A 22,668-nucleotide genomic window follows, 5' to 3' on the forward strand; every position below is an offset into this window, starting at 1 on the left:
TGGCCTAGGCCGGACGGTTCCACGCAGGCTTGACGGACATCATCTGGGCGGTCTTGGCGGGGTCACGATCGATCAGGTCCCCCAGCACCTCGTCGATCTTCGCCAGCAGCTGCACACCAGCTGCGAGAGCGTTTTCGGTGACCTGCTCGGGGCGGGAGGCGCCGATGATGGCCGAGCTCACCCCGTCCGTCTGCAGGGTCCAGCCACCGCGAGCTGGGCCATCGAGAGGCCGGCGTCCGCGGCGAGCGGACGTAGCTGCTGTACGCGATCGAGCAGCACCCGGCCGATGAACCGGGGCGTCCGCCCGCCGCTGGTGGCGCGCGAGTTCGCCGGCAGCGGCCGGCCGGGCTGGTACTTGCCGGTGAGCACGCCCTGGGCCAGCGGCTGGCTCGCACAGCGGCAGCACTTGCGGCTCGATGACACGCCACAGCATGTTGTACTGCGGCTGGTTGGCGACGATGCGGTTGCGCAGCCCGAGCTCCGCGGCGATCCGCAGGGCGGCTTCGATCTGCGGGGCGGTCCATTCCGGGACGCCCAGGTAGAGCACCTTGCCTGGCGTACCAGGTCGTCGAAGGCGATCAGGGTCTCGTCGAGCGGGGTGCGTTCGTCGAAGCGGTGCGCCTGGTAGAGGTCGACGTAGTCAGTGCCGATGGATCAGCCTAGTCAGCCGATCTGTCGTCGTTTCTGATGTTGTAGGTGAGGAAGGCGGCACCGCTGCCCAGCACGGTGTGGTCGGTGAGTTGCCAGCTGCGCGGGTCGAATGTCGCGGTGCGGGAGAACAGCGGGATGCCCGTGCCGATGGTCAGGGCGCCCACTTTGAGGATCAACTGGTCGATCTCGGGATAGAGCGCGCCGGCCAGTTCGGCGCCGCCGATCAGCCAGATGTCCTTGCCGTCCTGGCTTTTGAGGTCGCGTGCCGTCTGGGCCGGGTCGGTGGCGATCAGCTCGACGGTGGGGTCCGGGCTCTCGGTGAGGGTCCGGGAGAAGACCAGGTGACGCAGGTGCGGGAAGGCGTTGGTGACCCCGGCCTTGAGCCCGATCTCGTAACTGCGGCGCCCTTCCAGCACGGTGTCGAAGTGGCTGCCTTCGGCGGTGATGGACAGGGCGGCGCGGGCCGGGCCGGGCAGCGTCTCGGGGTAGTGGGTTGCGATGTGCCCGATGTAGTCGGCCGGCAGAGGCCAGAAGCCGTTCGGGCCGGTGGGATCGGCGCCGTCCGGGCCGGCGATGAAACCGTCCAGGGTCGTGGCGATGTAGTACACCAGCTTGCGCAACGGGGGCCTCACTTTCGGGACGGTCAGGCGGTGTGCGGAGTGGCCGATGAGAATCTTTCCATGGCCACCTCTGCGCCCGCCGCGACCACGGGGCGGGCCGCCCGAGGCGGCCGGCAACACCGTGCCACGCCGCCTCCACGGTCGACCTGGACGCGTATGTTGGGAGCCGCCACATCGAGTCTTGTCACTCAGGCTCGTACAGTGCCGGTCCATCGAGGAGGGTCCCGTGCCGATGACCCGGGTCGCCGCCCTGTGCGCGAACCTCGAGCTTGATCCGCGACTACGCGAAGCGCTCGACGACGGTGGCCTCACCGACGCCCAGTGGGATGCCCTCGTGGCCGCGGTCCGCGCCGGCCGGCCGGGCGACGCCATCGTTTCGCTGCTCGACGCCGTGGAGGAAGCCGCCGGCTCTGCCGGTCTGGACGGCATCAGCACCGGACCGCGCGGGTTCGAGCCGCTGCCCGGCGGCACGGCCGGATCCCGGTCGGTGCGCGGATGGCGGTGCCCGCACCCGCGTCCCTGCGGCCGGGGTGAACCCGACCGCGGTGGGCCGGCACCTGCCTGTGCGCTGACCGGCGACCCGCTGGCCCCGGTACGGATCGTCAGCGAGTGACCGGATTCCTCGAGGCACTGGGCAAGAAGGCTGCCGAGCGGTGGCTGGTTCTGCTCGTGCTGCCCGGTGTCCTGTGGCTGGCGACCGCTCTCGTGGCCGTGCACCTCGGTCACCGCAACGCGCTGCACCCCGGGGTCGTCGTCGACTGGATCAGCCGGTGGACGAAGGTTCCGCACCCCTCGGGTCTGCTCGTGGCAATCCTGACCGGAACGCTGGTCGGCAGTGCGGCGGCGGGCCTCGTGGCCACTGGCGTGGGCTGGGTGTTGCGGCGCGCCTGGCTGACTTCCGGCCGGCGCCGGCCCGCCCGGTGGCTTGTCGAGTGGCGGCGAGCCCGGTGGCGTCGCGAGTCCGGCCGGGTCGAGGTGCTGGTGGCGGAGGCAATCGGAGCGGCGGGCGCCTCGTCGGAGGTGGTGACCGGGCCCGCGATCGCCGAGGCGCTGGCCCGCCGCGACGCCATTGCCCTGGAAGTGCCGGACCGCCCCACCTGGGTCGGAGACCGCTGGCGGGCTGCCACCGTACGGGTCCGGCGTGCGTACGGTCTCGATCTGACCGTGGTCTGGCCGCGGCTGTGGACCGTCCTGCCGGAACAGCTACGGACTGACATCGCCGCTGCTCAACTGGCCTATACCTCCGCGGCGGCCCTGACCGGGTGGGCGGTTCTCTACGCCGCTCTCGGCGTGACCTGGTGGCCGGCGCTGCTCATCGGTGTGGTGGTGGCGGGCGCCGGTGTGTTTCGGGCGCGGACTGCCACCGCCACCGTGTGCGATCTCGTGGAGACCGCTGCCGACCTCTACGGTCCTGCCCTCGCCGAACAACTCCGTATGACTGTGTCAGGGGCACTCACCACCGATATCGGCGACGAGATCAGCGTCCGACTCCGGAAGGACCCGCCCGCCGAGCCGGGCTGACCCGCAGTTCACACGGGAACTCCCTGGCTGTAGGGGTCGCCCACAGTCGGCACACTGCAATCCTGCAACTCCTTGTTATTGCATCGAGGTGTATCTATTGTCGCCAGGTAAGCGCTTTCCTGCCTGTGGGCGGTGGTGCCACGCTCTCGATGACGAAGGTGAGACAGGGATGAAAAGATCAGTTGCCTTGCGGTGGATAGCCGGCGGGGCCACCGCGGCCACCAGCGCCGCGATCCTGCTGGCCATGCCGATGTCGCAAGCTTTGGCCGCCGACAACCTGAGCCTCGGCGCCGGTGCCGACGGCTCGAGCAAGGCCAGCGGCTCCAGCTACGGCAACGTCAAGGACGGCAGCACCAGCACGTACTGGGCGCCGGGCAGTTCGACCGGTTATGTCTCGGTGAAGTGGGGCAGTGCCACCACTGTCTCCTCGGCCGTCATCAAGCAGGCCTCGGGTGGGGGGTCGATCAACTCCTGGCGGCTGCTCAACGCTGACAACGGCGCCGTCCTCGCCAGCGGCAGCGGCAACCCGACCAGCATCTCCTTCTCGTCGACCTCGCTGAAGAAGCTCACCCTCGACATCACCGCCGCGTCGAGCGCGCCGCGGATCGCCGAGTTCGAGACCTACGCGACCGGCGGCGGCTCCACCCCGACCAGTACCCCGACTGCCGGTCCGACCAGCAGCCCCACTCCCGGGCCGACCCCGACGAGCAACCCGGGCACGCCGACCGGTGCGTGGCCGTCCTCGGCCGGCTCGGTCAGCATTTCCGGTACGGTCAACGTCTCGGGCACCTTCGACGGCGGCATGAAGACGTACTGCTGCATCGGCGACGGTTCGCAGAACGAGTCCCAGGACCCGATGTTCAAGATCGCCAACGGTGGCACCCTGCAGAACGTCATCATCGGCTCGCCCGCCGGTGACGGTGTGCACTGCGAGGGCACCTGCACCATCCGCAACGTGTGGTGGAACGACATCGGCGAGGACGCCGCGACCTTCAAGGGCACCGGCAACGGCACCAGCTACGTCATCGGTGGCGGCGCGCGGTCCGGCAGCGACAAGACCTTCCAGCACAACGGCAACGGCACGGTCAGCATCTCGGGCTTCTACCTGAGCGGCTCCGGCAAGCTGTACCGCGGCTGCGGCAACTGCACCAGCTCGTACGAGCGCCACGTCAAGATCGACAACGTGCTGCTGAACGACATCGACATGGTCGCCGGCATCAACAGCAACTGGGGCGACACCGCCACCATCACCCGCGTCACGATCAGCAACAGCTCCAGCGTCGTGGTCTGCGGCAAGTACCAGGGCGTCAGCAAGGGCAGCGAGCCCAAGTACCTCGGTGAGGGCTGGAACGACAGCAACTGCAAGGTCAACCGGAGCGACATCACGATCAGGTAGATCCTGTGTCCTTCAGGGCGCCCGCCAGTCGGTGGGCGCCCTTTCGGTCACCAGGCGTGAGCCTGCGGGGCTTCGCCCGGGCCCGGCCAGATCTGATCGAGTCGCCGCATGACCGCGTCGTCCAGGTCCACCGAGAGCGCACCGAGGTCGGCCCGCAGCTCCTCGATCGTCATCGCTCCGACGATGGTCGAGGACACGACCGGGTTGCGCAACAGCCACGCCAGCGCGACGGCCGCCGGCTTTGCGCCCAGCTCCCGGCACAGCGCCTCATAAGCTTCGAGCTGGTCGCGGTGGGCCTCGACGCGGTCGTCGGAGACCGCGGATTCGAGGGCGCCGCCAGCAGGCCGGCATGCAACGGACTGTACGGAATCAGCCCGACGCCGAGGTGCGCAGCGCGGGAACCAGCTCCTGCTCCACGGCACGCACGGCGAGGTTGTACAGGCTCTGCTCGGAGATCAGACCCAGGAAATGCCGCGCCGAGGCCGCACTCTGCGCCAGCGCCACATCCCAGCCGGCGAAGTTGCTGCTGCCCACGTAGGTGATCTTGCCCTCGCGAACCAGCTGCTCCATCGCCTGCCAGATCTCCTCCCACGGCGTGGCCCGATCGACGTGATGCATCTGGTACAGAACGATGTGATCGGTCTGCAACCGCCGCAGGCTCGCCTCGCACGCGCGCCGGATGTGGTACGCCGACAGCCGCCGGTCGTTCGGCCCGAGCCCCATCGGCTGGTACACCTTCGTGGCCAGGACGATGTCGTCGCGTCGGCCACTGCGCTGCAACCACCGGCCGACGGTCTGCTCGGAAACGCCGTACCCCTGCTTCATGTCCGGCGACTGCGGCCCGCCGTAGACATCAGCGGTATCGAAGAAGGTGATGCCGGCGTCGATCGCGGCGTCCATAACGGCGAAGCTGGCCGTCTCGTCCACGAGGTAGCCGAAGTTCATGGTCCCCGAGGCCGATCCGGCTGACCAGGAGACCTGAGCGCCCTAAGTGGCCGTACGTCATCTCGTCGCTCATGCACGAGCGTACGTTCCGCTCAGGCGGGGATGTGCACGTTCGTGCACTGACTTCATGCGGTGCGCGAACGTGCACATCGGCTATGGTGTGCATGAACGTGCACATACGGAGGCGCACAATGCGGATAACCAGCGCGCGGGACCTCGGCTTGGCGGTCCGTCAGGGCAGGCAGGACCGGGGCCAGACCCAGGCGGAGCTTGCCGCTGCGGCCGGCGTGAGTCGCCGCTGGCTTTCCGACCTGGAAGCGGGCAAGGCGACCGCCGAGTTCGGTCTGATCCTGCGCACGCTGGACGCGCTCGGAATCGGCCTGGATGCGTTGCCCGTCGATCCCGTGCCCGGCGGCATCGACCTTGATGCCCTCCTCGGGGACACCGGGAGCGAGCGTGGCTGAGCAGGCCGGAAAGCGCTTGGCGGTCCTCATGGCCGGCAAGCAGGTGGGGATCGTCGAGCAGGGCGAGGGCGGGCGCCTTTCGCTCGAGTACGACGAGCAATGGCGGATCGCGAGTGACGCCACACCACTGTCGCTCTCGCTGCCGCTCGCCCGGCGCACGCACGATGACGTGGCGGTCCGGCCATTCCTGTGGGGGCTGCTGCCCGACAACGAACGCGTGATCGAGCGGTGGGCGCGGACCTATCAGGTCTCAGCGGGCAACCCGTTCGCTCTGCTACTGCATGTCGGCGAGGACTGTGCGGGGGCGGCCCAGTTCGTCATGCCGGAGCGGGTTGAGGCGGTGCTCGGTGGCGACGGTGGTGTCAAATGGCTCGGCGAGGACGAGGTGGCTGAGCGGCTGCGCACGCTGCGCGCGGATCCCACGTCCTGGCATGTGCACAACAGCGGGCAGTTCAGCCTGGCCGGGGCGCAGGCCAAGACAGCCCTGTATCTCGATCCGGATACCGGTCGGTGGGGCGAGCCGTGGGGTGCGGCACCGACAACCCACATCCTCAAGCCTGCGGTCGCCGGGCTGGACGAACACGACCTCACGGAACATCTGTGCCTGGCCGCCGCACAGCGTGCAGGCATGCCGGCCGCGCACTCTTCCGTGGTCAGTTTCGCCGGTGAGCGGGCCATTGTGGTCGAACGCTACGACCGCCTCAATCAGAGCTCAGCCGAGGCGGTCCGACGCGTCCATCAGGAGGACATCTGTCAGGCTCTTGGGCTCGCCCCGACCGCGAAGTATCAGAACGAGGGTGGCCCTTCGCCAGAGCAGATCATAGATCTGATGAGGCGGGAGATCCGGCCGGCGGACACCGCAGAGGCGCAGGTCGCCCGTTTCGTCGACGCGCTCGCCTTCAACTGGATCATCGCCGGGACCGACGCGCATGCGAAGAACTATTCGCTCCTGCTCGCGGGCCGGCAGGTTCGATTGGCGCCGCTGTACGACGTGGCCAGTGTGCTCCCGTACGACGACATGTATCTGCCGCGCCTTCGGATGGCCATGCGGGTGGGTGGCGAGGATCGGATCGAGCGCATCACCGGTAGGCACTGGCGTCGATTCGCCGAAACGAATGGGCTTGACCCCGACAAGACTGTGGCACGGGTAGATGTGCTGGCCGAGCGCACGCCTGGATGCTTCGCTGCCGCAGCGAGCGATGATGACGTAACGGCGCTCGGCAGCGGTCTGCCGACGAAGCTGGCCGAGCGTATCGCTGCCCACGCCGTTCGATGTCGCCGCGCACTCGGGCGGGAGTGATCAGCAGAGGGTTTCGGCGGGCTCGGGGATCCGGGCTCGAAGTCTCTCCGCTTCCAGCGGGTTGATCGTTTCCAGGAGCTGCACCGCGAGCTCCCAAGCGTCCCGGGCCCGCCCCGGACACCCCGCCGCCTCGTGGGCATTGCCGAGGTGTTTCAGCGTGTCCGCCTCGCCGTGCTGGTCGCCGAGCCGGCGGGACAGCTCCACCGACGCCTCGTAACACGCGATCGCCTCCTCGTGCTCGCCTCGGCCGAGGCGGATGTATCCCAGGCTGTCCAGCGTGTTCGCCTGGCCGAAGCGGTCGTCGAGGCTCTGCTGGATCTCCAGCGCCTCCTGGCAGAGCCGCAGCGCCGGTGCATACTCGCCCAGTTCGGCCAGGATCCAGCCCACCGAGTTCAGGGCACCCGCTCGTCCGCTCCGGTGCTCGGCCCGGGTGAAGAGGTCCAGCGCCAGCGTTGCCTGGTGCAGGGCTTCCGCGTGGTCCTGGCGGCGGGCCGCGATCCGGCCCAGGCCGCGGTGGGCCAGGGCCTGGCCGCTGTCGTCGCCGAGCTCCGCGAAGCGGTCCCGGGCCTGGGACAGCTGCTGCCCGGCCTCGTCGAGCCGGCCGAGTCGCAGCAGGGCGATGCCGAGCAGCCGGTGGGCGTGCGCCTGCGGCGGGCGGTCGGCCAGCCGGTCCGTGGCGGTCACCGCAGCCTGTTGGATGGCCAGCCACTCGTGCCAGTAGCCGCGGCGGTGGAAGAAGTTCGCCAGCGCCCAGGCGAGTTGCCAGGTGTGCGCGTCGTGGCCGGTGGCCGCGGCCCGGGTGACCAGTGCCGGGAACGTCTGTCGTTCGGTGTCGAACCAGGCCAGCGCGGCGTCGTGGTCGGCGGGCCGTTCGGGCACCACCCCGGGGGACGGCTGCTCCAGCCGGATCGGGTCGCGGTTCGGTCGCAGCAGGCGGTCTGCTTCGTACGCCGAATGCAGGTAGTGGTCCAGCAGCCGGCGCAGTGCCGCCTTCCTGTCCCGATCGGTGTCCTGCAGGTCGGCCAGCTCGGCGGCGTAGGCGCGCAGCAGGTCGTGCAGCGCGTACCGCTCGGGGCGGTGTTCGTTGAGCAGGTGCGCGGTGGTCAGCTCCGTCAGCTGGCGTTGGGCTGTCGCAACCGGGATGCCGGCCAGGCCGGCTGCCGCGGCCGGGCCGACGTCGGCTCCCGGGTGCAGGCTCAGCAGGCGGAACAACTCGGCCGCGCCCTGGCTGAGCGCCCGGTACGACCACGAGAACACCGTCCGGACGTCCGCGATCGGGTCGCCGGTGTCGAAGGCGGCCAGGCCGCTGCGGCTCTCGTGCAGTTCGTCGGCCAGCTGCCGCAGCGGGGCGCGGGGGTTCGTGACTGCCCGGGCGGCGACCACGGCCAGGGCGAGCGGCAGTCCGGCGCACAGTTCGATGATTTCCCGTACGGCGGCCGGCTCCGCGGCGGTTCGCGCCGCTCCGATCCGTACCGTCAGCAGGCCGACGGCCTGGGCCGGGCCGAAGAGCTCGACCGGCACGGGGTGGGCGCTCTCGGCGGCGACCAGTCCGGGGAACTGACGGCGGCTGGTCACTACGACAAGGCAGCCCGTGCCGCCCGGCAGCAGGGGTCTCACCTGCTCGACCGAGCCCGCGTCGTCCAGCAGGATCAGCATCCGCCGGTCCGAGAGCAGCCCTCGATACAGCGCCGTGCGGGCCTCGAGTGTCGCGGGGATCGCCGCCGTCGGAATCCGTAGCGCTTCCAGGAAGCCCTGCGCCGCGTCTGCCGGGTCGACCGTGGTCCCGGCCGGGCCGAAGCCGCGCAGGTTGACGTAGAGCTGGCCGTCCGGGAAGCGTCGGCGGATGCGGTACGCCCAGTGCACCGCCAGCGCGGTCTTGCCCACGCCCGGCATTCCGGAGAGCACCGCGACGGTGACGCCGACGGGCTCGGCCTCGGAGCGGCGCAGGATCTGATCCAGCTGCGCCAGCTCGGTGCCGCGTCCGGCAAATCCGGGTACGGCCGCCGGCAGTTGCGCAGGTGCGACTGTGCGGGCCGGAACCGGCGCTTCGCGCAGCAGGGCGGTGTGCACTGCGGACAGTTCCGGGCCCGGGCTGGTCCCCAGCTCCTCCGCCAGCCGGCCACGCGCGGCCTCGTAGCGTTCGAGGGCCTCGGTGGTACGTCCGGCCGCGGCGAGGGCTCGCATCAGCGCGGCGACCGGATTCTCCAGCAGCGGATGCTCGTCGACCAGGCGGCTCAGCCGGTCGATGACCACGTCCGGGCGACCGGCCCGCAGCTCGACGTCGGCCCAGGCCACGGTGGCGTCGACCAGCAGCGACTCCAGCCGTTCCCGGGTGCGGGCGGCCCAGTCCCCGGCCAGCCCGGACAGTGCTTCGCCGCGCCACAGCGCCAGCGCCTGCCGCCAGAGTGCGGCGCGTTCCTCGACGCCGTGCCGGTTGTCGCGGGCCTGCTCGACCAGTCGCTGGAAGCGGTGCAGGTCGACCTGTTGGGGGTCGACGACCAGGTGGTAGCCGCCGTCGTGGCGGGTCAGGCGTACCGGGTCCGGGCCGCCCGCGCGTTCCAGCAGCCGGCGGATCCGGGCCACGTGGGTGTGCAGCGTCCGCCGGGCGTGCCGGGGCGGGTCGTCGCCCCACACCCGTTCGACCAGCCGGTCCACCGGAACCGGGCGATCCGCGTCGATGAGCAGGGCGGCCAGGACCACGTTCTGTTGCGGCCTGACCGGTGGACCCATGGTGCCGTGCTCGTTGCGTACGTCCATCGGACCCAGGACGAGGAACTCCATCCGCCCATCCAACCCGGTCCGGCGCGGCCCGTCGCATCGATTGTCAAGAATTCGGCCCACATCACCCCGGCATGCTCTGACCCGCGACTCAAGTCTGCTTCGGACGGTCGGGGGAGGAAGGACGGAACATGAGACGGAAACTGCTGGGGATGGCGACGGTGCTCGGCTGCATGGTCGCCCTGGTGGTGACGGCACCGGCGGCGCCGGCATCCGCCGCGGGGGGCTGCTGGTACAGCGGAAACCATTGGTGGTGCCAGAACTACTACGGCGCAGGGGTCTACAACCTGAGCTGGGACGGCCGGACCGAACTGGTCGGCCGCATGTACAGCACCACCAGCTGGTTCGACTGCCGGGACGAGACCACGCCGGCCTGGGTCGGGGGGCCGCACCCGTACCGGTGGGAGTTCACCCAGGCCGACAACGGTGAGTACGGCTGGATGAAGGACTCCGAGATCATCAGCGAGACCGACCCGCTGCCGGTCTGCCAGCCCACCTGAGAACCCCACGCCACGAGCGTGAATGACATGAGAAACGGGGGCGCTTCGTGGTCGACCAGATGGTTCTCCAGGCGCAGAGATGGGTCAACAAGACGTACGGGTCGGTGCCGGGCTACAACCCGTGCGACGAGACCGGGAGCACAGGCTGGGACACCATGTTCTCGCTGACCCGGGCTCTGCAGCACGAGCTCGGCATCACCACACTGTCGGACAGTTTCGGGCCGACGACGTTCGCCCGGCTCTCCAGTTACGGCCCGGTCGGGATCAGCTCCTCCAACACCAGGATGCGGGTGATCGCCGAGGCGGCCCTCTACTGCAAGGGCTACAGCGGCGGCGCCCTCGACGGCAGTTTCGACGTGGACACGCAGACCGGGCTGACAGCGATCGTGCGGGACATGGGTCTGCCCATCACCACGATCGTCAGCGACGTCACGCCCAAGGTGTTCAAGGCGCTGCTGAACATGGACGCGTACGTGCTCACCGGGGAGGACGGCAGCGATGCCGTCCAGACCTGTCAGCGCTGGCTCAACGCGTCCTACATCGGCCGCGGCGAGTTCTTCGTCGGGCCCTGTGACGGGCACTTCTCCCGCAACGTGCAGACCGCCCTGGTGTACGCGCTCCAGTACCAGCTGGGCATGACCGACAGCCAGGTCACCGGGGCCATCGGGCCGGGCACCCGGGCCGGTCTGCAAGCACAGGCCGGCGTGCGGAACGGCTCCCAGGACAACGGGCCGACCGGGTGGGTCCGCTTGTTCCAGTGCGCTCTGGCGTTCAACAACTACGGCAACCGCTGGGGCGACGGGGGCGGCACCTTCAGCGCCGAGGTGGAACGCATCGTCAAGGTCTTCCAGCGGTTCTGCATGCTGGCCGAGACCGGTGCCGGCGACTACCAGACCTGGATGTCGTTGCTGGTCTCGACCGGTGACCCGGAACGGTTCGGCAACGCGATCGACTGCATGATGCCGCTCAACGGCGCCCGGCTCAAGACGGTCAAGGACCGCGGGCACACCATCGTCGGGCGGTACCTGACCGGCGGCACCAACAAGGTGCTGACCCATTCCGAGATCGCGCTCATCACCGAGGGCGGGCTGTCGTTCTTCCCGATCTACCAGGAGTTCGGCGACGGGGTCGAGCACTTCACCTACAGCCAGGGCCGCAGCGCCGGCGCCGCGGCGTGCGCGGCCGCCCGCGGATTCGGCATCCCGTACGGGACGGTCATCTACTTCTCGGTCGACTTCGACGCCCAGGACGGCGAGATCAGCAGCTCGGTGATTCCGCACTTCCAGGGCGTACGGGATGCCGTGGCCGCCGACGGTGACCACTACTCGGTCGGCGTGTACGGCTGCCGCAACGTCTGCATCCGGTTGCAGGCCGCGGGTCTGGCCAGCCGCAGCTTCGTCAGCGGCATGTCCACCGGCTTCAGCGGCAACCTCGGGTTCCCGCTGCCGCAGAACTGGGCCTTCGACCAGATCAAGAACCTGCTGCTGGCCGCCGGTACGCCCGGCGAGCTGGAGATCGACAACGACATCAGCTCGGGACGCGACCTCGGGGTCAACAGCGTCACCCGGCCGCGGGACCCGAACGACGGCTTCTACACCATGCTCATCTGGCTGGAGGCGCGCGCCGGGCAGTGGCGCGAGCAGCACAGCGAGCGATCCGCGCCGGAGCTCGTCGCGCAGTGGCTGCGGATGCGGTCCAACACGTTCGGCTTCACCGGGTCGGACACCGTGTTCGGGGAGCTCGATTCCGGCTTCATCGACTTCGTGCGGGGCTACGCCGGCCGGCCCGACGACCGGCCGCTGCGCGATCCCAGGCATCTCTGGGACTCCGACCTCGACCACTTCGGCGCGTCGTTCGGGTCGGTGCTCAACCACGACATCGCCGGCGACCGCAGCCAGGTCAATCTGGCCGACTTCGGGACCTGGGGCGGCGACGCGCTGAGCGTGCTGGGCCAGTGGTTCCAGAGCGGCCTGCCGGCCTCGCAGGCGTACGCGTTCGCCGCCGACCGCCTCGCCACCAGGGCGGACAACTCCTACCTCTCACTCAGCGACTACATCGCCGACGTCGACGCGTGGGTCCTCGGTCAGCAGAGCCGGGCCGATCCGAACGTCCCGCTGTCGACCCTCTTCAAGCAGGCGTACGCGTCCCCGGCCACCGCGAGCAGCCGGTACGCGAGCTTCTTCGCCCGCCGTTTCAACTCCGACGCCGACCTCGCCAAGGCCGCCGCGAACAGCATGTTCTACGAGCCGGGGGACTCGTCGACCGTCTGGATCCGCGACCTGTTCTGGCTGAAGCAGTTCGGCGACCTCCTGAACCCGACCCCGGTGTACCTGCCGGCCGAGGCGCGTGAGGGCGTCGCACGGGCCTTCGCGGATCTGGTCGTCCGGTACGCCCGTGCGTGACATGCCTGACAAGGAAGGAAGCCACCTGATGATGCCCTGCGTCTCGCGCCGCCAGGTTCTGACAGTCGCCGGAGTCGCGCTGGGGGTCGGCGTCGTCGACCTGGCCGGGCCGGGATCACCCGCGTCGGCCGCTCCGGGCAGCGAGGTGACGCTGGAGCCGGTCGCCGACCAACCCGTCGCTGTGCTCTCCGGTGACGGGGCCGCCCCCGCCGTCTGCCCACGGCAGCTCGCGGTGAAGGTGCTGCGCGGCGTCGAGCTGCCCGCCGGCGCCCAGCTGAGCGTGACGTTCGACCCGCGCCTCTACGCACCCCTCAGCGCACCGGTCATCACCCGCAACGGCCGGCTCGTCACCGCCGCCAGTGCTGTCGTCACCAGTGCCACGACCGGCCTGCACACCAGCACGGTCACACTGAAGCAGGCCGTGCCGTCCACAGGGGAGCTGCTGCTTGTCGTCGGCACCGCGCACCCGTTGCTCTACCCGTACGATCTCGTCCGGCAGCCGTCGGTGCCGACCGCCCAGCTCGGCCGGACCGCGAAGAGCGCCCCGGCCGAACGGCGCCTGCAGCCCGGACGCCCGTCGGCGTTCGGCGGGCCCGCGACCCCGTGGGGCATCGAGCTCGACGGCGCGTGGAGCCGGCACAGCTGGGGTGATCGGGCGCAGTTCGGCTACTACCACCCGATCCGCGTGACCTTGCGGAGCGTGGGACCGGGCAAGGCCCGGGCCACGTCGGCGTTCGCGGTCTCCGTCGACCCGCAGCTGATCACCAGCGTCCGGATCACCGCCGTCGAGCTGAACCGCAAGCCGTACCGGGGCGGCGCGGATCTGACCGCCACGCGGCGGACCGGCTCGCTGTACCAGACCCGCTGGCGGGTTCCGGTGCGGCTGGCGCCCGGCGACGTGCTGGACGTGACGCTGACGGCAACCCGCCTGGCCCCGCCCGGGGCGCTGCCCACGATCAAGCATCCGGTCGTGAGCTTGATCTCGGCGGACGACGCCGTCGCGCAGCGATCGACCGGCAAGAGCACCCTCACCAGAGCGGATTCGGTCTGGCAGTGACCCGTTTGCTACGGGATGGTCGGCACCGAATAGCCGTTCGGTGAGCGGGGGGCCGGGGCGGGCGCCGGGTTGACGAACGGCCCGCTCTGGCCCGCGCCGAGCACCAGGGTGTCGTCGTCGTCGGCCGGCATCACGAACTGCATCGGGTTCTGGTGGGCGGCCTTGAGCTGCTGGTGGCGCCACTCCTGCAGGACCGTCTGGGCCACCTCACGTTGCACGTCCACGATCTCCTGCACGAAGGCGTCGATCGAGGCGGTCTCCGCGGTGCGGCGGGCCTGGTTTTCGTACAGGGCCAGGTCCTGGCCGCCCTGCAGGTCGTCGGCGGCCACGTCGTGGAAGGCCTCGTCCTTGCGCTCGCGCAGCCGGTCGTAGACGCTCGGGCTGCCGATGCTCAGCAGGATCTTGAACAGCACCGGCAGCACTTCGAAGGCGGTCAGGAACAGGATCAGCACCAGGTGGGCCGTGAACAGCGTCGGGTTCGCGTCGGTCAGCCGGCTCATCGCGGTCATCCGAGCCAGCAGGCCCTCGTTGTTGCGTTCGGAGGCGGCGAACTCCGCCTGGGCGGCGTCGCGCGCCTCGATGGACTTCGCGAGCTCGGCCCGGGTGGCCTCCAGGTCCGTGCGGACCTGACCGAGGCTTCCGGTACGCGTACCGCGCGCGGCCGCCTCGGCCTGGGTGACCGCCTCGGCCTGGGCGGCCCGTTCCCGCTTCAGCCGGTCCCGGTTGTTCTTCTTGAGCTGGTACGACTTGCCCTGTCCGGCCTTGCCGCTGCCGCACGAGCCGTCGTCCTCGCAGATGACCTGGTTTACCGCGGCCTGGTACGCCTTGTCGGCCGCGGCGTAGTCGGCGCGGGCCTTGGCGACGGCCGGGTTGCCGCTGACGTCGCCGCCCTTGTCCAGGTCGGCCTGCATGGCCGCCACCGACTCGGTGAGCTGCGGGATGCGGGCGAACCGCTCGTCGGTGGCCAGCTTGCGGGCGAAGATGTCCTGGGCCTCACGCTGCATGACCTGGAGTTCGGCGTTGATCTCGTCCTGGAAGATGCGCAGCGTCAGCGGGGTCGACACGACCAGGCCGATCAGGACGCCGAGCAGCACCCGCGGCGCGGCGAGCATCAGGTTCTGCCCGATGGTCGCGCGGCGCTGGGTGCCCGAGATGAGCCAGCGGTCCAGGTTCATGATCGCCACGCCCCAGGCCAGGGCGAGCACCACGCAGACGACCAGCGGCAGCCGCATCGCCATGTGCAGGGCGAAACCGCAGGACAGCGCGCCCAGCATCGAGGTGGTGAGCACGGCGCCGCCGAGGCCCAGGTACTTGACGCGCTCACCGTACGGGCAGCTCCGGAGGATCTCGGGATCCGCGCCGGACAGCCAGATCAAGGGTGAGTTCATGGGTTGTGCCTTTCGATTCTGAAGCGGTCGGTGTTCCGTGGGCGCCGGAACGACGGGAAGCGTGGTGGTGCGGAGCCGGCGAACCGCGGCGCGGCCGCGGGCAGCCGGGCCGCGACGGGATCCGGCAGGGCGGGCCGCTCGGCCAGGGGGATCGCCGAGGGCGGCCGGGCCGGCGGCGGTACGGGCGCACGGAAAGTCGCGTCCCCGGGCTCGCCCGCACCCGATCGCAACGACAGCGGGAAGCGCACCCGCACCGCGCCGAGCTGGGGCACCCGCAGCACCTCGATCCGCACGGTGCGGGCCTCGGCCACCCCGAACGGGCCGACGGCGTGCAGCACCACGGGACGGGGCCGGTCGATCGGCACCGCGACGCTGCCGTTGGCCGGCCCTGCGTCCCGGCCGTCGAGCAGGATCCGGTGCGCGAACCGCGTACGCCAGGAGACGGTGACGCTCTCGCCGCTCAGCACGTAGCCGCGGTCCACCCGCAACTCGTCGATGACCGGGTCGCCGATCCAACGGCTGAGGGTGTGCACCCAAACGCCCGCCGCGGGCCGGGCGGTGCCGTCCTGCCAGCCTTGCTGGAAGGTACGCGCGAAGAGGTCGTGCACCTCGGCGGGCAGGAGCCGCAGTGCGGCGGCATAGCGGTGCGCGAAGGCCGCCGAGCCGGCCAGGTGATGCTCCGGCCAGGTCCGGTTGCGCAGATAGCCGCCGATCACTCCCGGGCTCAGGTCCGGCAGGAAGTGGTACGGATGGTGCCCGGTCAGCACCTCGTGCAGGGCCACCGCCAGCGACCAGCGATCGGCGGCGGCGGTGGCGGCCTCGGGATGCTCACCGACGCCGTCGTACAGCTCGGGCGCGAGGTAACCGGCGGCGGCCCCGACGGCCAGCGGCAGGTGGCCCGCGTCCGACGCCATCGTCGCGGATTCCACCTCGGTGATCCGTACCCGGCGGTCGGCGACGTGCAGCAGCAGGGTGGACGCGTCCAGGCCGCCGTGCACCGCGCCGAGGCCGGCCAGGTCACCGGCCGCGGCGGCCAGCGCGTACGCCAGCTCGAAGCGGGTACGCATCGGCTCCGCCGCGAGCAGGCCGGAGGTGAGCGCCTCGTGCAGTGGCAGATAGCCCTCGGCGTACGGGTCCGGGGCGAGCACCGCGTGTGTGCCGGGCCGGCCGGGCAGGTCCACCGTGCCGTGCCACACCGCGGCCGCGGCCAGCCCGTCCGGCAGCGGGTGGGCGAACGAGGCCAGCCGCCGGCAGAGCTCGGCGGTGTGGGCGGCGTGCCGGTCCCCGAGCACCGGGAAGCCCAGCAGCAGCCCGGACACCGGCCGGCCGTCCACGCTCAGGACCTGGTATCCGTACGTGCCGACGCCGCCCGGCCGGGGCCGGAAGCCCAGCGTGGCACCGACCATCGGCAGACCGGGCCCGGCGCTGGTCCGGACCGTGCGTACGTTCACCGTCCGGGTGCTCATCGCAGCAGCACCGTGTGCCGCCGCCGGGAACGCAGCTCGGCGAGCCGGGCCCACCACTCGTCGGCGAGGTCGGTGGGATCGTCCACTGCGGACAGCAGGACGCGCAGGTCGTCGGGACAGACCACATAGGCACCCGGAGAAACCAGGACGAGCACGTCGACTGCGCCGGGCAGCCCGTCGGGGGTGTGGGCGAGGAACTGCTCGGCCAGATCGGCGAGGGCGACGGTCGCGCCGTCCGGGCGGGCCGCGGTGGGGCAGGGCACCCGCAGGTCCCACGGCGGCGGGGTGCCGACCGGGATGACGCGTACCAGGTCGGAGCCGTAGATGACGGCCGCGAAGCCGTGGTCGTCACCGCCGGGGGCGGCGTCGACCCGAGCGATGGTCTGGGCGATCGCGTCGCCGACGAGCCGGCGTCCGCCCGGGTCGTCGCAGTATCCGGCGTCCACGGTGAAGACGACCAGGCGGTGCGCCGCGCGGGGCCGGGGCGGCCGGGCGCCGGTCACGGGAGCCTGCCCGCGGAGCGGACCGTGCGCAGGACCGGCAGGAAGCCGTGCCGGCGTACGGCGGCCTTGATCTGCCGGAACCCGTCGCCGTAAACAGGGTCGGGGTCTTGCGCGATCGCCTCGCGCAGCAGCCGGGCCCGGGGGTCGCGTTGCCGTTCCAGCCAGCCGTCGGAGGCGAACTGGCTCAGCCCCTCGGCGATCGGCGGTGCCACGATGCCGAAGCCGCGCTGGACCATCCACGCGTGCATGCATTCGTGCGCCACCACGGCACCGAACTGCGGTGCGGGCAGGCCGGCGACGATCGCCAGGTCGACGACCTCCGCGTCGATCGACATCGTGCATCCGGTCACCGTGCCAGCGGGCGCGCCGCTCATGGCCACCATCTCGCCCGTGGAGACCAGGCGTACCCGTACCGGGGTGGTCAGGCGCAGGCCGAGCTCGTGCAGACCGGTACGGATCCGCGGCAGCAACGCCTTCACCCCGGCCTGGGTCACCACCGCGGTACGCGCGCAGCGTGGACAGAGCCCGTCGGCGTCCGCGCCGGGCACCGCACAGGACCGGCAGGACGGGCCGGTGTGCCGGAGGCAGACGCGCTCACCCATCGGCGTCTCCCACCAGGTGTCGCCGAGGGCGGCGGCGCACAGCCGGCACACGTACGGGTCAGGCGGGGATCCAGCCATGCGGCCCGCGCCTCCATCCGGTCTCGCGCGGCTGCCGGATCGGCACTGCGGCGGGGACCACCGGCATGGCCGCGATGCCGAGCCGGGAGCGCAGGTAGAAGACCCATTCGCGGGCCAGCGGACGCCGGGCCGGGTCGGCGCCGAGGCCCAGCTTCAGCAGCCGCAGGCCCTGGGTGTCCAGCACCGCCGACGCGCTGCGCCAGTCCCGGTTGAGGGACGAGCCCTTGCCGGGCACGAGGCAGCGCAGCACGAACAGCGCCAGCTTGTAGCGGTCGGTCGTGAAGCTCTGGCCACCCGCGCGTTCCGGCGGATCCCAGTCGGGGCTGTGCTGCTGCTTGTTGACCGCGGCGCTGCCGTGCACCCGCGCCGCGTCACAGTCGACCAGCAGCACACCCGGCCGGGGCCGGAGCTGGTAGAGGACATTGCGGGCGGACACATCACCGTAAACGAGGTTGGCGCCGTGCAGGATCGACAGGATGTAGGAGAAACGCTCGCAGATGCGCAGCCGGGTGTGCGGATCGCCGTCGGCCGGCACGTCGACCTCGCGGCGCCGGGCCACCGCCGCCTCGAAGATCAGGTGCTGGACCTCGCGGGGCACCTGGTCGCGGCGGCCGGACGGCAGCGCCATCTGCTCGAAGTAGCCGCCGGGGATCAGCTTCATCAGCACGCCCAGCGGTTCGTCGGCCGGACCGGCGACCGCGCACAGCGGCCACACGGTCATCTCGTCCAGCACGGCCCGGCGCTGGGCGGCCAGGCTGCGCCGGACGTCGACCAGCTTCTCCAGGCCGCCCAGCGACGCCCGGACGACGCTCAGGTTGTACTCCTTGAAAACCAGCTCACCCGGCTCGTCCACCAGCTGGAAGTCGTCGAGCCGGTGGATCGTGCCGTTCGCCCCGGAGTTCAGCCGGGTCATCGGGCCCAGCGCCGACACCGGAACCGAACCCCGGCGACGGGTGGCGGCGCCCGGCCCGGCTGGGCTCATCGTGGTTCCTGCGGACTCGCCGGCCAGATCGCCACGACCGTGCGGTCGTCGTCGTAGCTGCGCCGGCCGAAGCCGACCTGGTCGGCGAAGGCCAGCGGGGCCGGCGGCCGCTGCCACCACTCGGCGAGCTGCGCGGCGACCTCGCCGCGGGCCTCGGCGATCGGGTCGCCGGTCCCGTCGGTCATCAGCAGCAGGGTGGACCGGTGGTCCAGCATGTGTTCCTGGTACGGCAACCCGCCGGGATCCCGGGGCACCTTGGGCAACGCCACGACCCGGGAGCTGCCGACCTCCTCGCCCTCGCCCTTGACGGCGGACAGGCTGGTCCAGGCGCCGTCCGGCGCGATCGCCCAGGCGGGGGAGTCGCCGGTCCACGCCACGTAGACGTGCCGCAGGCCGTGCCGTTGGTAGCCGGTCTCGCAGACCAGGAAAGTGGCGGTCGTCGCCATCGCCGCGGCGACGTCCGTCTCGGTGGGAGGGTCTGCGGCGTACCGCTCGGGGTCGTAACGGCGCAGGCTGCGGGTGCCCTCGGTGAGGATCGTGGCGGCCAGGCCGGTGAAGATCTCGTGCCACGGGAGCTCGGCTGCCTCCGTACCGTGGTCGAGGCGGCGCACGACCTCGCGCGGACCGCGGCGCGCCACGAAGGAGGCCGCCTCGTGGGACAGGTGACCCGCCGATACGCCGTCGGCGACCACCGCGACCAGCCAGTCCTGCCCCGCCGTGACCGCGAAACCGTAGGCGTCCTGACGCGGGATGCCGTTCTGGCGGTGCGACAGGCCGCGGACGCTCGCCGCGCGGATCTCCAGGTCACCGACCGAGCCGTGATCGACCGTGGTGTCCGGTGGGTGGGCCGGGTCGGTACGCAGCAGCGGGCGAACCTCGGCGTGGGCCCGGCCGGGATCGCCGATGGTCGCGGGTGGGTCGGCGACCGCCCGCGGGTCCTGCAGCGCGATGTCGACGTCGGATTCGATGGTCACGGTCAGCTCAGCCAGTCGTCGTCGACGTCGATGGTCGGCGGGAGCTGGCTCTTGTCCGGCAGTACGAAGCCCGAGTTGCCGTCCACCGCGCTCTGCCCCGAGGACAGCACCGACGAGATGAGGATCTCGGCCATCGCCTTGATCGCGGCGGCCGCGTCCGCGCCCGAGGTCATCGTGTAGAGCTTGCTCTTGCCGGGCGGGTGCACGAGCTGGCGCATGATGTCCTTGCTGGCATCGGCGACGCCGCAGGGCACGAGGACCGGGTACCACTTGAAGCCCTGGCCGGTCTCCTTGTCGTACGTGGTCAGCGCCGCGAAGTCGTTCTGCCAGCCGTCCATCGGCTCGCCGTCGCTGAGGAAGAAGACCGCCGGCCGGTGCACCTTGAAGCCGTCGGCCCGCAGCTGACCGATGTCCTGCTGCAACTGACTGCGCAGCAGCCGGAACGCCGCGCCGTAGTCGGTGCCGCCCCGCACGATCAGCTTCGGCAGGTAGTCCTGCCCGCTCATGTCGGACAGCGGCAGGACGACCTGGGCGTCGTCGGAGAAGTCGAGCAGGCCGAAACGGATCTTGTCGGCCAGGATCGGGTTCTTGGCCAGCGCGTCGGCCACCGACGGCAGGATCTCGTTGGCGGCGTCGATGTTACGGCCGGCCATCGAGTACGAGACGTCGACGACCAGGTAGAACGGCAACAGGATTCCCTGTTCGGACATGACTTCCTCCGGGCTCGGGTGGTGCTCAGGACAGGGTCTGGGCGATCTCGGCGATGCCCTGGGCGGCGCCGACCACGGCACCGGCCCCACCGGCGCCGACGGAGAGGTCCCGCAGCAGCGCGAGCAGGCGGTCCTTGCGTGGCCGCGGTTCGCCGGCCTCGGCGCGCAGGGCCAGCGCGGCCGCCTTGACCCGTTCGGGTTCGGCCAGCTCGGCGCGGTTGCGGTTGACGACCTCGAACAGGGCAGCGATCGCGGCGGTCAGCTGGTCGGCGGGTGTGCCGTACTGGTGCACCGTGCCGTTCGGGCCGATGACCTGGGTGCCGCCGCTGATGTGCTTGATCTCGACGTTCATCTCGGGCTCCTCGCTACGGGATGGCCGCGGGCGCCCACGGCGCCGCGGTGGGCTGACCCGGTACGGCGGCGGACGGCTGCTGCACGACGGTGCCGTTCGCGCCGATCACGGTGTTGCCGTTGGTGATCGAGCCGATGCTGATGCTCTGGTTGACGATGCTGGTCTGCTGCCGGGTGAACTCGGAGGTGTCGATCCCGTGCGTGCTCAGGAAGTCGAAGATCGACTCCAGCATCGCCTGGCGCAGGATGCCCAGGTCACGGTCCTCGTCGGCGTACTGGAAGAGGCCGATCCGCTCCGGGCTGGCGGCGTCGGAGCGCAGCCCGCTGCCGGCGCCGTAGTCGTAGATCGGGCTGCGCCGGGCCTGTTTGCGCTGCCGGTTGGCGGCTCGCGCCCGGCGGGCCGTGCCGCGCGCGTCGCGCAGCAGAGCACCGGGACTGCGCAGCAGCTCCCCCAGCGTGCCGGTCACCGAGCGCAGCACCACCCGCCAGGCCACGTTGCTGGGCAGGTACGCCGCAACGCACAACTCGGCCCGCAACGGCAGCAGCACGAAAGCGTGATGCTCGACGAACAGGTACGCGGCCGTCCGCTCGACCCGGACGAACACCTCGACGACCAGGTCACCGCCCCACGAGACCTTGCGCAGGCACAGATACGTACGGGTGGTCGGCTGCGGCTGGACGATCCCGGCGCGCAACGCGGCTGAGCTCACGGTCGTCAGCGGACGGTTCATCGGATCGGGATGCAGCCCCGGCACGGTGCCCGCCGCGGTGCCGGCCACGAACAGCCGGTTGTGCACGTCCAGCCCGGGGATGCCGGTGCGCCGGGCCGCCAGCGTCAGATCCTTGTGCAGGTCGGCGGCGGTGAACGGGCGGACAGCCGTACCCGCACTCGCGGGCCGGGTGCAGTTGATGTTGAGCTTCCAGCGGGCCAGCAGGGCGCCTGAGCCGACGAACGGCTCCCCGCCGGAGAAGACCACCACGTTCGAGGTCATCACCGAGGCCAGGTACGCCTCCGTCGCCCCGTCCAGCGGCGGCGCCAGGTCCCGGGGCTGGGCCGGATCGTCCCGTACGGCCAGCGCCCGGCGGTAGCCGTCGAGGCGATGCACCAGCAGCACCGTGAAACCGGCGATCCAGGCGCCCAGCAGCACCATGATCAGCAGTGGCGCCGCCGTCTCGCCGCCGGCCACCAGCACCGGCAGGGCCAGGGCCAGCGTGCCCGCCAGCACCCCGGCGAGCAGGCCGTGCTGCCGGCGGTGCCGGGTCACGGCGAGATCGGCGTGCCGGGCCAGTGCCACCAGGTCCATCCCCGGGCTGGGCCCGAGCGCGTCCAGCGAGTCACCGGTGAGGACGCCCAGCACGTAGCCGGCGAACCCGTCGGAGAGGTGCACGGCCGAGCACAGGTAGCGGTCGGCGTACGAACCGGTGCTCGTGGTGGGGGTGGTCATGGGACCGGCACGGAACCCTTCGTCTATGCGTTCGTTAGCTGCAGAGAGAGAACTTAGGGACGCTCTGGCGCAGCTATGGCGCACGAGGATCGGGGGAACGGTTCGTGACGGGGGGCGACTCGGGGCGGCAGGGACGCTGCACAGCCGAGCTGCGCCGCCTGCTGGAAGGCCCGTACCGGTACGTCTGGCTGCGGTCGGTGAGCCGCGCGCACGGCGAACAGATCAACTTCAGCGCGGTGGCGAAGGTGCTGGCCCGGACGGCTGAGCTGGACCGCCCGGAGGGCGTGCACCACCGCGAGCTCCGCGACCGGGTACGCCGCGCGCTGACTCACGACCGCCTGACGAACGACACCCTGGACCTGTTCATCCGGGCGTTCGGGATCCGCACCACGGACGCCGAGCGGCTGTGGATCCTGCTGCTGGAACGGCCCGCGGTGCCGGAACCACGAGCGCCGCAGCAGGACCGCGTCGACATCGTCCGGCCCGACGCCTGACCGATTGCGGACCGCCTTCTCGGCGGAACAATCCGGTGCCG

The 22,668-nt window shown here is 71.0% G+C and carries 23 protein-coding genes; 9 read left to right on the plus strand and 14 right to left on the minus strand.

Annotated elements, in window-relative coordinates; all coding sequences use genetic code 11:
* Positions 1–4 precede the first annotated feature (4 nt).
* A complete protein-coding gene (locus tag ACQP2Y_RS01155; RefSeq protein ID WP_433723738.1) occupies positions 5–547 on the minus strand; it encodes an aldo/keto reductase in 543 nt (180 codons plus the stop codon).
* A gap of 112 nt (positions 548–659) precedes the next feature.
* The gene (locus tag ACQP2Y_RS01160; protein WP_433723740.1) at positions 660–1,283 is read right to left on the minus strand and encodes a dihydrofolate reductase family protein; all 624 of its coding nucleotides are present in this window, start codon (positions 1,281–1,283) and stop codon (positions 660–662) included.
* 214 nt (positions 1,284–1,497) lie between these two features.
* Between ACQP2Y_RS01160 and ACQP2Y_RS01165 the strand changes: the two genes are divergently transcribed.
* The 3 genes from ACQP2Y_RS01165 to ACQP2Y_RS01175 all read left to right on the plus strand — a co-directional run bounded on the left by ACQP2Y_RS01165 (position 1,498) and on the right by ACQP2Y_RS01175 (position 4,188).
* Positions 1,498–1,884 carry a hypothetical protein gene (locus tag ACQP2Y_RS01165; RefSeq protein WP_433723742.1) on the plus strand — a complete coding sequence of 129 codons (387 nt, stop codon included), beginning with the start codon at positions 1,498–1,500 and terminating at the stop codon, positions 1,882–1,884.
* Entirely contained in the window at positions 1,881–2,792 is a 912-nt protein-coding gene (locus tag ACQP2Y_RS01170; protein WP_433723744.1) for a hypothetical protein, read from the plus strand. The genes ACQP2Y_RS01165 and ACQP2Y_RS01170 overlap by 4 nt, the downstream gene beginning before the upstream one ends.
* A 169-nt stretch (positions 2,793–2,961) precedes the next feature.
* Entirely contained in the window at positions 2,962–4,188 is a 1,227-nt protein-coding gene (locus ACQP2Y_RS01175) for a pectate lyase (RefSeq protein ID WP_433723746.1), read from the plus strand.
* Between the two features lie 47 nt (positions 4,189–4,235).
* Here the strand turns inward: ACQP2Y_RS01175 and ACQP2Y_RS01180 are convergent, their stop codons facing one another.
* On the minus strand, positions 4,236–4,610 hold the full coding sequence (locus ACQP2Y_RS01180) for an aldo/keto reductase (RefSeq protein ID WP_433723748.1): 375 nt from the start codon (positions 4,608–4,610) through the stop codon (positions 4,236–4,238).
* Positions 4,558–5,088: an aldo/keto reductase gene (locus tag ACQP2Y_RS01185; protein ID WP_433723750.1), complete on the minus strand. Its 531-nt coding sequence runs from the start codon at positions 5,086–5,088 to the stop codon at positions 4,558–4,560. Before ACQP2Y_RS01185 ends, ACQP2Y_RS01180 begins: the two co-directional genes overlap by 53 nt.
* A gap of 236 nt (positions 5,089–5,324) precedes the next feature.
* On the opposite strand from ACQP2Y_RS01185, the gene ACQP2Y_RS01190 reads away from it, so the two are divergent.
* Positions 5,325–5,597 carry a helix-turn-helix domain-containing protein gene (locus ACQP2Y_RS01190; protein WP_433723752.1) on the plus strand — a complete coding sequence of 91 codons (273 nt, stop codon included), beginning with the start codon at positions 5,325–5,327 and terminating at the stop codon, positions 5,595–5,597.
* Entirely contained in the window at positions 5,590–6,897 is a 1,308-nt protein-coding gene (locus ACQP2Y_RS01195; protein WP_433723754.1) for a type II toxin-antitoxin system HipA family toxin, read from the plus strand. Before ACQP2Y_RS01190 ends, ACQP2Y_RS01195 begins: the two co-directional genes overlap by 8 nt.
* Here ACQP2Y_RS01195 and ACQP2Y_RS01200 read toward each other — a convergent pair whose 3' ends face one another.
* Complete coding sequence (locus ACQP2Y_RS01200; protein ID WP_433723756.1) at positions 6,898–9,678, minus strand: BTAD domain-containing putative transcriptional regulator; 2,781 nt, start codon at positions 9,676–9,678, stop codon at positions 6,898–6,900.
* 128 nt (positions 9,679–9,806) lie between these two features.
* Between ACQP2Y_RS01200 and ACQP2Y_RS01205 the strand changes: the two genes are divergently transcribed.
* From ACQP2Y_RS01205 to ACQP2Y_RS01215, 3 genes are read left to right on the plus strand one after another with little or no spacing between them, the layout of a single operon-like run.
* Positions 9,807–10,175 carry a hypothetical protein gene (locus tag ACQP2Y_RS01205; protein ID WP_433723758.1) on the plus strand — a complete coding sequence of 123 codons (369 nt, stop codon included), beginning with the start codon at positions 9,807–9,809 and terminating at the stop codon, positions 10,173–10,175.
* 47 nt (positions 10,176–10,222) lie between these two features.
* On the plus strand, positions 10,223–12,577 hold the full coding sequence (locus tag ACQP2Y_RS01210) for a glycoside hydrolase domain-containing protein (protein ID WP_433723760.1): 2,355 nt from the start codon (positions 10,223–10,225) through the stop codon (positions 12,575–12,577).
* A complete protein-coding gene (locus ACQP2Y_RS01215) occupies positions 12,570–13,634 on the plus strand; it encodes a hypothetical protein (protein ID WP_433723762.1) in 1,065 nt (354 codons plus the stop codon). The genes ACQP2Y_RS01210 and ACQP2Y_RS01215 overlap by 8 nt, the downstream gene beginning before the upstream one ends.
* An 8-nt stretch (positions 13,635–13,642) precedes the next feature.
* Here the strand turns inward: ACQP2Y_RS01215 and ACQP2Y_RS01220 are convergent, their stop codons facing one another.
* From ACQP2Y_RS01220 to ACQP2Y_RS01260, 9 genes are read right to left on the minus strand one after another with little or no spacing between them, the layout of a single operon-like run.
* The gene (locus ACQP2Y_RS01220) at positions 13,643–15,022 is read right to left on the minus strand and encodes a DUF4407 domain-containing protein (RefSeq protein ID WP_433723764.1); all 1,380 of its coding nucleotides are present in this window, start codon (positions 15,020–15,022) and stop codon (positions 13,643–13,645) included.
* Entirely contained in the window at positions 15,019–16,488 is a 1,470-nt protein-coding gene (locus ACQP2Y_RS01225) for a hypothetical protein (protein WP_433723766.1), read from the minus strand. The genes ACQP2Y_RS01220 and ACQP2Y_RS01225 overlap by 4 nt, the downstream gene beginning before the upstream one ends.
* Positions 16,485–16,991, minus strand: coding sequence for a hypothetical protein (locus ACQP2Y_RS01230; RefSeq protein ID WP_433723768.1), 507 nt, complete (start codon positions 16,989–16,991; stop codon positions 16,485–16,487). The genes ACQP2Y_RS01225 and ACQP2Y_RS01230 overlap by 4 nt, the downstream gene beginning before the upstream one ends.
* On the minus strand, positions 16,988–17,671 hold the full coding sequence (locus tag ACQP2Y_RS01235; protein ID WP_433723770.1) for a protein DA1: 684 nt from the start codon (positions 17,669–17,671) through the stop codon (positions 16,988–16,990). Before ACQP2Y_RS01235 ends, ACQP2Y_RS01230 begins: the two co-directional genes overlap by 4 nt.
* Positions 17,652–18,653 carry a hypothetical protein gene (locus ACQP2Y_RS01240; protein ID WP_433723772.1) on the minus strand — a complete coding sequence of 334 codons (1,002 nt, stop codon included), beginning with the start codon at positions 18,651–18,653 and terminating at the stop codon, positions 17,652–17,654. Before ACQP2Y_RS01240 ends, ACQP2Y_RS01235 begins: the two co-directional genes overlap by 20 nt.
* Positions 18,650–19,627, minus strand: a complete 978-nt coding sequence (locus ACQP2Y_RS01245) for a protein phosphatase 2C domain-containing protein (RefSeq protein WP_433723774.1) — start codon at positions 19,625–19,627, stop codon at positions 18,650–18,652. Before ACQP2Y_RS01245 ends, ACQP2Y_RS01240 begins: the two co-directional genes overlap by 4 nt.
* Before the next feature lie 2 nt (positions 19,628–19,629).
* Entirely contained in the window at positions 19,630–20,337 is a 708-nt protein-coding gene (locus tag ACQP2Y_RS01250) for a vWA domain-containing protein (RefSeq protein WP_433723776.1), read from the minus strand.
* A gap of 25 nt (positions 20,338–20,362) precedes the next feature.
* Complete coding sequence (locus ACQP2Y_RS01255) at positions 20,363–20,689, minus strand: hypothetical protein (RefSeq protein WP_433723778.1); 327 nt, start codon at positions 20,687–20,689, stop codon at positions 20,363–20,365.
* Between the two features lie 13 nt (positions 20,690–20,702).
* Positions 20,703–22,133, minus strand: coding sequence for a hypothetical protein (locus tag ACQP2Y_RS01260; RefSeq protein ID WP_433723780.1), 1,431 nt, complete (start codon positions 22,131–22,133; stop codon positions 20,703–20,705).
* 104 nt (positions 22,134–22,237) lie between these two features.
* On the opposite strand from ACQP2Y_RS01260, the gene ACQP2Y_RS01265 reads away from it, so the two are divergent.
* Entirely contained in the window at positions 22,238–22,627 is a 390-nt protein-coding gene (locus ACQP2Y_RS01265) for a hypothetical protein (protein ID WP_433723782.1), read from the plus strand.
* Positions 22,628–22,668: the final 41 nt, after the last annotated feature.

Origin of the sequence: Actinoplanes sp. CA-051413 (assembly GCF_050955795.1) — a bacterium.
Taxonomy (GTDB): Bacteria; Actinomycetota; Actinomycetes; order Mycobacteriales; family Micromonosporaceae; genus Actinoplanes.